General features: G+C 66.4%; 13 protein-coding genes. 8 read left to right on the top strand and 5 right to left on the bottom strand.

The annotated features are described in order from the left end of the window. The first annotated feature begins 92 nt into the window (after positions 1–92). Positions 93–923 carry an alpha/beta hydrolase gene (locus D8676_RS19335; RefSeq protein WP_121582728.1) on the top strand — a complete coding sequence of 277 codons (831 nt, stop codon included), beginning with the start codon at positions 93–95 and terminating at the stop codon, positions 921–923. Positions 924–1007: 84 nt separating this feature from the next. Next, positions 1008–1244, top strand: a complete 237-nt coding sequence (locus tag D8676_RS19330) for an Lrp/AsnC ligand binding domain-containing protein (protein ID WP_121582727.1) — start codon at positions 1008–1010, stop codon at positions 1242–1244. 6 nt (positions 1245–1250) lie between these two features. Here the strand turns inward: D8676_RS19330 and D8676_RS19325 are convergent, their stop codons facing one another. Then, a complete protein-coding gene (locus D8676_RS19325) occupies positions 1251–1895 on the bottom strand; it encodes an SH3 domain-containing protein (RefSeq protein WP_121582726.1) in 645 nt (214 codons plus the stop codon). 98 nt (positions 1896–1993) lie between these two features. Next, on the bottom strand, positions 1994–3241 hold the full coding sequence (locus tag D8676_RS19320; RefSeq protein ID WP_121582725.1) for an FAD/NAD(P)-binding oxidoreductase: 1248 nt from the start codon (positions 3239–3241) through the stop codon (positions 1994–1996). 405 nt (positions 3242–3646) lie between these two features. Between D8676_RS19320 and D8676_RS19315 the strand changes: the two genes are divergently transcribed. The 6 genes from D8676_RS19315 (at position 3647) to D8676_RS19290 (ending at position 9725) form a co-directional block, all read left to right on the top strand. Continuing rightward, a complete protein-coding gene (locus tag D8676_RS19315) occupies positions 3647–4939 on the top strand; it encodes an imelysin family protein (RefSeq protein WP_121582724.1) in 1293 nt (430 codons plus the stop codon). 61 nt (positions 4940–5000) lie between these two features. Continuing rightward, positions 5001–5312 (top strand): (2Fe-2S)-binding protein, encoded by a 312-nt coding sequence (locus D8676_RS19310; RefSeq protein ID WP_121582723.1) that lies wholly within the window; start codon positions 5001–5003, stop codon positions 5310–5312. Continuing rightward, on the top strand, positions 5278–5775 hold the full coding sequence (bfr, locus tag D8676_RS19305) for a bacterioferritin (RefSeq protein WP_121582722.1): 498 nt from the start codon (positions 5278–5280) through the stop codon (positions 5773–5775). Before D8676_RS19310 ends, bfr begins: the two co-directional genes overlap by 35 nt. Positions 5776–5787: 12 nt before the next feature. Then, complete coding sequence (locus D8676_RS19300; RefSeq protein ID WP_121582721.1) at positions 5788–7410, top strand: di-heme oxidoredictase family protein; 1623 nt, start codon at positions 5788–5790, stop codon at positions 7408–7410. Between the two features lie 164 nt (positions 7411–7574). Then, positions 7575–8603, top strand: coding sequence for an imelysin family protein (locus tag D8676_RS19295; RefSeq protein ID WP_245426911.1), 1029 nt, complete (start codon positions 7575–7577; stop codon positions 8601–8603). A 15-nt stretch (positions 8604–8618) separates the two neighbouring features. Next, positions 8619–9725, top strand: coding sequence for a DUF1513 domain-containing protein (locus tag D8676_RS19290; protein ID WP_121582831.1), 1107 nt, complete (start codon positions 8619–8621; stop codon positions 9723–9725). A gap of 42 nt (positions 9726–9767) precedes the next feature. On the opposite strand, the gene phnN is transcribed toward D8676_RS19290, so the two are convergent. From phnN to D8676_RS19275, 3 genes are read right to left on the bottom strand one after another with little or no spacing between them, the layout of a single operon-like run. Next, on the bottom strand, positions 9768–10391 hold the full coding sequence (phnN, locus tag D8676_RS19285; protein WP_121582719.1) for a phosphonate metabolism protein/1,5-bisphosphokinase (PRPP-forming) PhnN: 624 nt from the start codon (positions 10389–10391) through the stop codon (positions 9768–9770). Continuing rightward, on the bottom strand, positions 10388–11524 hold the full coding sequence (locus tag D8676_RS19280) for an alpha-D-ribose 1-methylphosphonate 5-triphosphate diphosphatase (RefSeq protein ID WP_121582830.1): 1137 nt from the start codon (positions 11522–11524) through the stop codon (positions 10388–10390). The genes phnN and D8676_RS19280 overlap by 4 nt, the downstream gene beginning before the upstream one ends. Before the next feature lie 22 nt (positions 11525–11546). Beyond that, positions 11547–12254: a DUF1045 domain-containing protein gene (locus tag D8676_RS19275; RefSeq protein WP_121582718.1), complete on the bottom strand. Its 708-nt coding sequence runs from the start codon at positions 12252–12254 to the stop codon at positions 11547–11549. Between the last annotated feature and the right edge of the window lie 329 nt (positions 12255–12583).

The following is a 12583-nucleotide window of genomic DNA, read 5'->3' as shown; positions in this document are numbered from 1 at the left end:
GATGTCGGCCCCTGCCCCCTTGGGTGCTCACGCTGCCAGCGGCGGATGACAGTCCAGCCTGTGGCGGCTATGAAGCGGCACGGAGGACCCGCATGTACCATCACAAGATCACGGACTGGGACAACGCCTACACCAACGGCGCCAACATACCAGGCGGCGAACGCTGGCCGGACGCCTGGGCCGCACCGGCGAAAGCCTATCGCGATGAGCGCCTCTCGGCCGGCAAGGCGGAGTTCGGCCTCTCCTACGGTGACCGTCCCCGCAACCGTTTCGACCTCTTCCTCCCCGATGCCGAGCCGAAGGGCCTCGTCGTCTTCGTTCATGGCGGCTACTGGATGCGTTTCGACCAGAGCTTCTGGTCGCATCTGGCGAAGGGGCCGGTCGCGCAGGGTTATGCGGTCGCGATGCCGACCTACACGCTCTGCCCGGAAAACCGCATATCGGGCATAGCCACCGAGATCGCCGCGGCGGTGGCGAAGCTTGCCGGCCTGGCCGGCGGGCCGATTCATCTGGCGGGCCATTCCGCCGGCGGACACCTGGTGACACGGCTGGTCTGCACCGATGTGCCGTTGTCCGAGGCCGTCAGGAGCCGTATCCGCAACGTCGTGTCGATCTCCGGCCTGCATGATCTCCGGCCATTGCTGCGCACTGCCATGAAGGAGACGCTCCGCATCGACCATGCCGAGGCGATTGCCGAGAGCCCGGTCTTTCTGGAGCCGCTGGAGAGCGTGCGCGTCACCTGCTGGGTCGGCGGCGGCGAGCGCGCCGAGTTCATCCGGCACAGCAAGCTGCTGGCGAATGTATGGACCGGCGTAAACGGCGCGACACTCTATGTCGAGGAGCCCGACCGGCATCATTTCAACGTCATTGACGGGCTCGCCGATCCGGCCCACCCCTTGACGCAAACCCTGCTGGCGGATTGATAGCTGTTGCCTAAAGAGCTATCGACTGGTTCGAGAGACAATGAACGCGGGGCTTCGGGCCGCCGCGACAATGGAAAGATCGCGATGAGAGCCGTTTTCGTGCAGCTCCAGTGCCAGCCTGGCAAGACCTACGAGGTCGCCGACGCGCTGTTCGAACGCGAGATCGTCTCCGAGCTCTACTCGACCAGCGGCGAATACGATCTCCTGATGAAGATCTACATCGACACCGAGGACGACATCGGCAAGTTCATCAACGAGCATGTCGCCAACGTGCCCGGCATTGTGCGGTCGTTGACGACGCTGACCTTCAGGGCGTTCTGAACCGGATCACCGGGAAGCCGTCGCCTGCCTGAGTTCGGCGACCGGCAGCTTCGGCCGGCGCGTCAGGAACGTCGGCTTCGTCAGATGGTCGTTTCGCACCCAGCCCTTGCGGCCGTCTCCCATCACCAGCCGCCACTCGCCAGACCGCGCCAGTTCGCGCATCACGGTTCTGGGCTCCAGCGTGGCTATAACCGGTGCATCGGCCTTCGCCTGCGCCCGCAGGTTCGCCTTGGACCTGGTCTGCACGAAGGTCGGCTTGTCGGGCCGGCTGATCGAGCCGGTGACGATCTTCTGTGGCTTGGCCGGCGGACGGGTCACCGTTTTCGGCAGGGTGAGCGCGGTTTTTTGAGGCTCCGCTTTTTGTGGCGCGGTCTTTTGTTCGACCGCCTTCTGCGGAACGGGCTTTCCCGTCACCGGCTTCGGCGGGATGGGCCGTTCGGCCTTGGCCACGGATTTCGTTTCGGCGTGCTTGTCGATCTTTGCGGGCGCGGCCACGCGTTTCGGCGGTCGCTTCGCTTCCGCCTTGCGCTCGATTCGCGCCGATACGCGCTCGGGCGGGCGCGGGTTCTTCATGTCCTCGTACACGACCCAGACGCCGGCCGCGATTGCGCCGAGAATCAGCCATCTGAGTTTTGGAAGCGCCAGAGCCATGCCCGGAGGATGACGGCAAGACTTTAAGACGGCGTTGACGGGGCCCGGATCGTCGCAACTCCGGACCGAAAACCGGTCCGCTTTTTCCTGGGAATGCCCTAGGCCGGCGCCGGCTGGTTCGCCTGCCAGTCGGCGAACGCCGCTTTCAGCGCCTCGCTGCCCGCTGCGGCGACCGTCGCTTCGGGCGAGAAGCCGAGGCCCATCATCCTGCGGCCGAGCATATGGTCGGCCGGCCGGTTGACCGATTCGATGCCGATCAGCCGGGGACCGGAATAGTGGAAGACCGAAAACCTGTTGTCTCCAGGTTCGCCCGATAGGACCTGCCGGTCGCTGCCTCCGGTCAGCCCGACCATCTGCAGCTTCATGTCGCCGATATCCGACCAGAACCAGGGCACGGCCGCATAGGCGTCTGCATGGCCGGTGATGGTGCGAGCCGCGAGCTTTGCCTGGTCAGTCGCGTTCTGCACCGATTCCAGCCTGACGTCGCCGCCGGTGAACCAGTGCCGGTAGCTGGCTGCATCGCCGATGGCGAGCACGTCGGGCGCCGAGGAGCGCATCTGCGCGTCGACGCGGATGCCGTTGGCGGTCGCGATGCCCGCCGCCGCTGCGATCTCGGCATTGGGTACGACGCCGATGCCGACGATCAGCATCCTTGCCGGGATGCGCTCGCCGGCCGAGGTGACGACGGCGCTGACATGGCCGCCTTCACCTTCGATGCGGCTGACCGTGGCCTGCATGAGCACGCGGACGCCGAAGCCCGCGAGCCTCTCCGACACATGGGCCGAGACAGCAGGCGCCACGGCACGTGCGAGCGGCCGTTCCTGCGCCTCGATAACCGTGACGCGCCGGCCGCCGGCGGCAAGCGTCGCTGCGATTTCGAGGCCGATGAAGCCGCCACCGATGATGACGACATCCTCGACCTCGGCAGCAAGGTCGCGGATCAGGCGCGCGTCGGCGATCGAGCGCAGCGACACCATGCCGGCGAGCGGGCCGCCTTCAATGGACAACAGCCGGGGCCGCGAGCCTGTCGCCAGGATCGCCTTGTCGAAGGCGAGGCTGGCTCCCGAGGCGAGCCGCAGCCGGCGCGCCGCCGGGTCCAGGCTTTCGACGCTTTCGCCGAGCAGCAGGTCGATCGATGCGCCGGCGTAGAAGGCCTCGGCGCGCAGAATCTGCGGCTTTGCCTCAGGGTCCTTGATGAAGGTCTTGGACAGTGGCGGTTTGTGGTAGGGAAGCTCGGCTTCGTCGCCGATCAGCGTGATGCGGCCGTCGAACCCCTCCTCGCGCAGGCTCGCGGCGGCCTGCACGCCGCCATGTCCCGCTCCGATGATGACGACGCTTTTTTCCATGGCTCCGCATGCCTGCCTAGCACCGCCCCATCCGTCCGGAATGTCCGCGAGCGGCGCGTTCGGGTCGCATCCGGCACGGCCGCCTGTCAAGATGGCGCGGTGAAGCGGTAAACATGACTGTTCTAGTTTAGAATAATTCTAAACTATTGATTGGATTGGACTTTTCTCCGAAAGTCATTGACTCCGGCACGCAGGAGGGCCTAATCAACCGGTGCCTTCGAGGCATTTCCCTTTGATGTATGGGCCTTGAACCCGTTCGATTGGAGGAATTCTGGTGGCTTTCCCGTTCGATCCGCCGACAGGCGCGGAGCGCTCGCAGGGCGCGAGCAGCCACGGGATTGCGTTGCCATTCCCCCGGACGGTTTCCAGGCGCTTTGCGCGCAGTTTTTCATTGAGGAGAGAAATATGAACCGAGCCAATGGCTTGACGGGCATAAGGGCGTTGCTGGCCGCGACCGGCATTCTGACGGTTGCGATCGCGCTGCCGGCCGCCGCGGAGACCGACCCCAAGGCGGTGATCGTCACCTATGCCGACATCGCGCTTGCCGGCTACGAGGATGCGCTGGCCACCGCCAAGGCGCTCGACCAGGCGACCGAAGCGCTGATCGCCAATCCGTCGGCCGAGACGCTCGCCGCTGCGCGCGAAGCCTGGAAAGCGGCGCGCATACCCTACCAGCAGACCGAGGTCTACCGCTTCGGCAACGCCATCGTCGACGACTGGGAAGGCCGCGTGAACGCCTGGCCGCTGGACGAGGGGCTGATCGACTATGTCGACCCGGCCTACGGTACCGAGTCGGACGAGAACACGCTCTACACCGCCAACGTGATCGCCAACCCGTCGATCGAGATCAACGGCGAGAAGGTCGACGCCTCGGTGATCACGCCGGAATTCCTCTCCGGCACGCTGCAGGAAGCCGGCGACATCGAGGCCAACGTCGCCACCGGCTATCACGCCATCGAGTTCCTGCTCTGGGGCCAGGACCTGAACGGAACCGGGCCCGGCGCGGGCAACCGGCCGCATACCGATTTCGACAAGGCGAACTGCACCGGCGGCAATTGCGAGCGCCGCGCCGAATATCTCGCCGCCGCGACCGACCTGCTGGTCGCCGACCTGGAAGAAATGGTCGCCAACTGGGGCGCCGACGGCGAAGCGCGCAAGGGTCTCGTCGAGGGCGACCCGAAGGTCGGCATCTCGACCATCCTCACCGGCATGGGTTCGCTCTCCTATGGCGAACTCGCCGGCGAGCGCATGAAGCTCGGCCTGCTGCTGCACGATCCGGAAGAAGAGCATGACTGCTTCTCCGACAACACGCACATCTCGCATCTCTACGACGCGGTCGGCATCCGCAACGTCTATCACGGCAGCTACACGCGTGTTGATGGCTCGAAGGTCGAAGGACCGTCGGTGTCCGACCTCGTCAAGGAAGTCGATGCCGCGGTCGACACCGAGCTCTCGGGCAAGCTCGACGTCACGGTGACGGCGATGGAGGCGATCAAGGCGCGCGCCGACGGCGGTGAAGCCTACGACCAGCAGATCGGCGAGGGCAACGAAGAGGGCAACGCCACCGTGCAGGCGGCGATCGACGGGCTGGTCGACCAGACCAAGTCGATCGAGCGCGCAGTGGCGGCGCTGAAGCTCGACGCCATCGATTTCGAGGGCTCCGACAGCCTCGACGCGCCGGACAAGGTCTTCCAGTAAGGCCGGTCGAACCCAGCCAGACGGCGCGCCAAACGCGCCGTCAGCCAGCCCAGAGTTCCTGATGCTCATCTGTCACTGCAATCTGATAACCGAAAAGGAGATCGAGGACACGATCATCCAGCTGCTCGAGCAGGATCCCTGGCAACTCATCGTTCCGGCGAAGGTCTACCATACCCTGCACAAGCGCGGCCGCTGTTGCGGCTGCTTCCCAAATGTGGTGGAAACGATCATTCGGGTCACCGAACACTACCACTCCGGCTCGGAGGCGGGCGGAGAGGACGTCGTTTCACACCTGGACCGCGTGCGAGGACTCCGGTCCGAATATGGGAGCAGAAGCCATGAAAGGCGAAAAGCAGGTAATCGAGCGGCTTAACGAGGCCCTGTTCCTGGAGCTGGGGGCCGTCAACCAGTATTGGGTCCATTACAGGCTGCTGGAGGATTGGGGCTACACCAAGCTTGCGAAGAAGGAGCGCGCTGAATCGATCGAGGAGATGCATCACGCCGACAAGCTCGTGGCGCGCATCATCTTCCTCGAGGGGCATCCCAACCTGCAGTCGGTGGCGCCCCTGCGCATAGGCCAGAATGTCAAGGAAGTGCTGGAATCCGATCTCGCCGGCGAATACGACGCCCGCACCGCCTACAAGAAGTCGCGGGAAATCTGCCACGAGGCGGGCGATTACGTGACCATGAAACTCTTCGAGGAACTGCTGGCGGACGAGGAAGGCCATATCGACTTCCTCGAGACCCAGCTCGATCTGCTCAATGCGCTCGGCGAAACCAAATACGGACAGCTCAACGCCGACTCCGCCGACGAGGCCGAAGGCGGGGAGCACTAGGACCATGACACCATGCGGCGCGCCATAGCTTTTTCGCGCCGCAGGCGGAGTCTGACTTCCATCCTCTCCCCTCGCCAAACGGGGGAGAGGCGGTTCGCGCAGCGAGCCGCAGAAAGGGCACGTAGCGTTTTCGCGGCGTTCGCCATTCTGGCCTTTGCTACGCCGGCCCTTGCCGGCGACCCCGCAGACCTCCCCACCACGCGCACCGATCTCTCGCCAAAGGACGCAAAGCGCGTCGAGGCGGTGACGCGTCCGACGAGCGACTTCTCCAAGCCGGAGCAGTTCGAGCTGATGCAGGGCGGGGCGGGCACGTCGAAGAAGCGCCCCAATCAGGACGCCTTCTCGCACTCCTCGGCCAACATCACCTTCGAGGAGGAAGGCACGTTCAAGCTCGGCAACGCGCTGTTCCGCAAGCTCTGGGTGTCGTCGCCCTCCTCGACCCAGGCGTCCGACGGGCTTGGCCCGCTGTTCAACGCGCGCGCCTGCCAGAGCTGCCATCTCAAGGACGGCCGCGGCCATCCGCCGGAGGGCAATGCCGACGCCACCTCCATGTTCCTGCGGCTTGCCCGGGCGGCCGAGAGCGCCGAGGAGGAGAAGGCGCTGGCCGAGCGCGCCGTGCTCAATTTCCCCGATCCCGTCTATGGCGGCCAGTTGCAGGATCTCGCCGTGCCGGGGCTGGCCGGCGAAGGGCGCATGAAGATCGCCTATGAGGAAATCCCGATAACGCTCGGCGACGGCACCGAAGTCTCGCTGCGCAAGCCGGCCTATTCGGTCGAGAACCCGGCTTACGGGCCGCTCCATCCGGGAACGACGCTGTCGCCGCGGGTCACGCCGCAGATGATCGGGCTCGGTCTCGTCGAGCAGATCCACCCGGCCGACATCCTCGCCCTGGCCGATCCGGACGACGCCGACGGCGACGGCGTTTCCGGCAAGGCGTCGATGGTGCGCGACCGCGCGACCGGGGAGCTGACGCTCGGGCGCTTCGGGTGGAAGGCGTCGAAGCCGACGATCCGCGAGCAGTCGGCCGACGCCTTCGTCGGCGATCTCGGCATCTCCAACCCCGACATGCCGCTGGCCTGGGGCGACTGCACGGAGGCGCAGACGGCTTGCCGCGACCTCCCCGACGGCGTGCAGGCCAGGCTCGGCGACACGGAAGCGCCCGACCCGGTGCTCGATCTCGTCACCTTCTATTCCCAGAACCTCGCCGTGCCGGCGCGGCGCGGCATCGACAGCCCGGACGTGCTGCGCGGCAAGCAGATATTCTACGAGACCGGCTGCACGTCCTGCCACACGCCGAAATTCGTCACCAGCCGCAAGGCGCCGAACAAGGCGCAGAAATTCCAGTTGATCTGGCCCTATTCCGATTTCCTGCTGCACGACATGGGCGACGGGCTGGCCGACGGCCAGCTGGTGGGCGACGCCACGGGCAGCGAATGGCGCACGCCGCCGCTGTGGGGCATAGGTCTCACGAAAACCGTCAACGGTCATACGTTCTTCCTGCATGACGGCCGCGCCCGCAACCTGACCGAGGCGATCCTCTGGCATGGCGGCGAGGCACAAGCGGCGCGCGACCGCTTCACCGATCTGCCGAAAGCCGACCGCGATGCGCTGGTGAAATTCCTGGAGTCGCTCTGATGGGATACGATCCTCTCATCCGGTCGCTGCGTGCCCTTTTCCCCGTTGGCGGGGGGAAAGCGGAGACGCCGGCGACTTCCTCTCCGCGACGCGAAGGCCGGGCGGAACGAAGGCCGCGCGAGAGGGCCGTTCTTTGCGCCGGGATGGCTATCGCCGTCTGCTTCTTGGGAACGACGACAGCCCTCGCCACGAAGGCGCAGGACATCGTCGGCAATGCGATCGACGGCTTTATCCGTCCGGGCTACCACGCCTTTCACGAAGCGACGGGCGGGCTTTCCGAGGCCGGCAAGGCGCTCTGCGCGACGCCCTCGCAAGTGACGCTGGACGCCGCGCGAGACGCCTTCGGGGCTACGGTCGACGCCTGGTCGCGGATCGAGATCATCCGCTTCGGTCCGGTGACCGAAGAGAACCGGCTGGAACGTGTGCTGTTCTGGCCGGATCGCAAGGGCACGGGACTGAAGCAGGTGCAGGCGGCGCTCGCCGAGAAAGACCCGACCGCGACCGATGCGACGCAACTCGCGAAGAAAAGCGTCGCCATGCAAGGGCTCGGCGCTTTGGAGTTCGTGCTCTTCGGCACAGGCGCCGAAGCGCTGGCGGCGGGCGACGCCTATCGCTGTTCCTATGGCCTGGCGATCGCCGGCAACCTCGACGCCATCGCGGCCGAACTCCAGACGGCCTGGGCCGCGCCCGACGGCTTCGCAGAGACCTGGGCCAATCCTTCCGCCGACAATCCGCTCTTCCGCGACGGCACCGAGGCGGTGACCGAGCTGATGGAGGTCTTCATCACCGGCACGGAGCTGGTGCGCGATGTCAGGCTGGGCGGCTTCCTGGGCGCCGAGGCGAAGGACGACAAGCCAAAACAGGCGCTGTTCTGGCGCTCCGGCAGGACGGTCGACGCGCTGGCCGGCAATCTCGCCGGCATGAAGGCGCTGCTCGAAGCCTCGAAGCTGGCGGACGCGTTGCCGGCGGACCAGTCCTGGATGGGCGGCGAGGCGCTGTTCGAATTCTCCAACGCCGCCAATGCGGCGGCCGGCGCGCAGGGAGCGATCGCAGACGTGCTCGCAGATCCCGAGAAACGGGCCAAGCTCGCCTATTTCGGGCTGGTGACCTCCAGCCTGTCCGACATATTCGGCACGCAGATGTCGGGAGCGCTTGGGCTGACGGCGGGCTTTTCGTCGCTCGACGGAGACTAGGACCGCGACATGGCCATGATCGGCAAGTGTACAGGCCTGATCGACCGCCGGGATTTCCTCAAGGCGGCGGGGGCGGCGTTCCTCTCCTCGCTGACCCCGAAAGCTTTCGCCGATACGCTCGCCGCCGACGCGGTCTTCGCCACCGCCTACCAGCGCCGCGACGGCGCCTATGGCGCGGCGATCCTCTCGGAAGCCGGCAAGATATTGCAGACGGTCGAACTGCCCGACCGCGGCCATGACATCACCTTCGATCCGGTGTCCGGCCGCTCGGTGGTCTTCGCGCGGCAGCCCGGCACCTTCTTCGTCGCCTTCGACCATGCGGGGCGCACGCCGCCGGTGACGGTCGAAAGCGTGTCCGGCCGCCATTTCTTCGGCCATGGCGTCTTCTCGCCCGACGGCGCGCTGCTCTACGCGACCGAGAACGATTTCGACAATGCCGCTGGCATGGTCGGCATTTATGACGCCAGGAACGGCTTTGCGCGCATCGGCGAGTTCCCAACGCATGGCGTCGGGCCGCACGAGCTTCTGCTGCTCGGCGACGGCCGAACGATCGCCATCGCCAATGGCGGCATCGAGACGCATCCGGATTTCGGCCGCGCCAAGCTCAATCTGCCGACCATGAAGCCTTCCTACGTGCTGGTCGACCGCAGGAACGGCGATCTCATCGAGAAGCATGAATTGCCGCCGGAGCTGCACCAGCTGTCGATCCGGCACATGGATACCGACGAGACCGGCGCGGTCTGGTTCGGCTGCCAGCACGAGGGACCCGCGACCGAGCGGCCGGCGCTGGTCGGCCGCGCGGTGAGGGGCAAGGAACTGGAACTGGTCGAGATGGCGCCGAAAGTGCTGTCGGGCTTCCGCAACTATATCGGCTCGGTGGCGGCGAACCGCGACGCCGGCACCGTCGCCGTGACGTCGCCGCAGGGCAATTCCTACGCGGTGATCGAGGCGGCGACCAGCAAGGTACTGAAGGTCGAACGGCTGACCGAGGTGTGCGGTGTGGCGCCCGACCATGCGGGCTTCATGGTGACCACAGGCACCGGTGAAATTGTCGTCCCGGAAGACAGGTCTTTCGAGGAGAACGACTTCGTCTGGGACAACCATGTGCTCAGGATAGGCTGAGCCGGCCGTGCGTGGATAAAGTTCAGCGACGTCCTTCGAAGCTCAGACGGTCCCCGACATGTCGGCGAAGGCCATCGCCTTGCGGATGATGGCGACCAGCCTATCGCCGGCGATCTCCTTCGGCCCGCTGTTGTCGAGCGCGATGGAAGGGCCGGTCGTGTCGCACGAGATGGTCCGCGCCAGCCGCGCCAGGATCTCGCCGCGCGATTCGCGCCCGCGTCCGGCAAGCCGCGCCGCCAGGATTTCGGGATCGGCGGTCACTTCCACGACAGCGACATTGGCGTAGCGCTCACGCAGCGCCGGCAGCGCGCCACGCGAGACGTTGGCCACCGCGACATGGCCGTTCCCGATCGCGGCATCGATGCCGGCGGGCAGGCCGTAACGCAGGCCGTGCGCCTCCCAGGCGAGCGCGAAGGCGCCCTCGGCGAGCGCCTCGACGAATTCGGAATCGTCAAGCGTGTCGTGGTCTTCCGTTTCGCCGTCGGACAGCCGCGTGATCACGCGCCGCACGAAATCGACCTGCGGCTCGTCGGCGAGTGCAGCTTTCGCATGCGCGATCAGCGTGTCCTTGCCGGCACCGCTCGGGCCGACGATGGCGACGAAGGCACCGTTGCGGATCGGCAGCGCGTCTTCCTGTTCGCGTTCGAGCAAGGCGGACGTCATCATGCGACCCGGCGCCCCTCGCGCCAGACGGTTCGCACCACCGGCACGTGATCGTCGACCCGCACGCGCACGAGGTCGGCGCGCCGGCCGGGCTCGATGACGCCGCGGTCGGTGAGGCCGACGGCCTCCGCCGGGTTCTTCGACACCATGGCGACGGCCTTGGGCAGGGAGATGCCTTCGACCGCCTCGCCGATGAAGAAGGCCGACTGGATCAGGCTGAACGGGATGTAGTCGGACGAGAGGATGTCGAGCAGGCCTTCGGCCGCAAGTTCCCGCGCGGACACGTTGCCCGAATGCGAGCCGCCGCGCATCACGTTGGGCGCGCCCATCAGCACGCCGAGCCCGGCCTGCCGGGAGGCGGAAGCGGCCTCTTGCGTGGTCGGGAACTCGGCGACGCGGATGCCCTGTTCGATCGCCTCCTCGACATGCGCGACCGTCGCGTCGTCATGGCTGGCGAGCACGATGCCGCGCTCGCGGCATGCCGTCGAGATGGCGATGCGGTTCGGCGCCGAGTTGGCCTGCGACTGCGCGATGCGCTTGTCGCAATAGGCGCGGAACACCTCTTCCGACATCTTCAGCTTGCCCATGTAGTACATCGCATAGGAATCGAAATTCGCGAACTGGCGCTGCCCCGGCGCATGGTCCATCAGCGAGGCGAGCTTGACTCGATCGTCGCCCTCGAAATAGGCGAACGCCTCCTGGCAGTCGGGAGCGGAGACCTCGCAGCGCAGGTGGATGAAGTGGTCGGCGCGCACGCGGTTCTGGCGCACGCTGTCCTCGATGGCGTCGGCGAGCTTGCGCATGTCCTCGATGCCGAGATCGGCGTCGTAGTCCATACCGACGCGCAGCGCGTCGAAAACGGTGGTGATGCCGGCGGTGGCGACCTGCGCGTCATGCGCCAGCACCGAGGCGATCGGGTTCCAGCGCACCTTCGGGCGCGGCGCGTAGTGGCCCTCGAGATGGTCGGTATGCAGTTCGACGAGGCCGGGGATGAGGAAGTCGCCTTCCATGTCCTCGCCGGAGCGGGCGGCGCCGCGGGCGATTTCGGCGATGCTGCCGTCGCGGATGACGAGCGTGCCCGGCACGACCTCGTCGGCGAGCACGATGTTTGCATTGGTGAGTACGGTTTCGGTCATCTTCTTGTTCTTGCGATAGGGTTCAGGCGGTCTTGCGCTCCTGGCGGCGGCCAAGCCCGTGCCAGGATCTTACCATGAAGGGGGCGCCGGGCTCGGGCTCGACGAACAGCGCCAGCCCGTCGACGATCGCCGGCCGCTCCAGCACCGGCGCGAACACCTCGTCGATGGCGGCACGCACGCGCGGCAGATCCGCGTCGGCGACGCGGCCGGTCAGCGTCATGTGGAAGCGGAAGCTCTCGAAGACGTAAGGGTAGCCCCATTGCAGCAGATTGCGGAACTCCTCGGGGCTGAGCGCATCGGGGTTGCGGCGCTGGATCTCGCTGTCGCTGAGCGGCGCACGGAAGCGGTCGAAGACGGTGACCACTTCGCCGGCAAAACGATCGAGATCCGGGGCCGGGCCGCGCGGGGTGAGCGCGAGGAAGCCGTCGATCCGGGTCGGCGCGAGCCCCGATAGCAGGATCTGCTCCGCGCCGGCCGCGAAGCGGGCGACGGCGTCGTCGAGCTCGGCTTCGGTCGCATTCTCCGCCAGATGGAACGGCGCCTTCAGCGTCGCGTGGAAGCCGTAGCGGCGGGCGCTCGCCGTATGATAGGCGATCTCGGCGGGCGACAGGCCGGTCACATCCGGCGCAGCCGGATGCGCGGCCGAGAACGGGTCGCGGCCGAGCCAGCTCGCCGCAACGCGGGTCAGCGGGTCGTCCTGACCCGGCGTGAAATAGATGGCGTAACGCATCGAAAATCCTCGTCAGCCTCGTGCAATAGGCGATTTTGATGACGGAATGACGAAAGCGGCTGACGTGGCCGCTGATAGCAGAGCGGGGTGGGGAAGTCACGTCACGGCAGCAGGCGTCCGCCTCCCCCTCACCCGCGCGTTTCATCGATGCCACGCCCTGCATTTGCAGTCTGGCTATTGCCCGAAAAAGTGGGAAGCGGGGCACGGGGCCTAGCCTCTCAAATTGTATTACGTGGCCGGTTTCCCGTGCCCCGCCGGCTTGCTTGCCCTACCTGAAGGGGACGCAGAATCGTTTCACCGCGCGACCTCGGTCAGGGCCCGGTCCTCGG

This window comes from Mesorhizobium sp. YM1C-6-2, assembly GCF_003666685.1.
In the GTDB taxonomy this organism is placed as follows: Bacteria; Pseudomonadota; Alphaproteobacteria; order Rhizobiales; family Rhizobiaceae; genus Mesorhizobium_K.
This window is presented reverse-complemented; position numbering and strand designations above follow the sequence as displayed.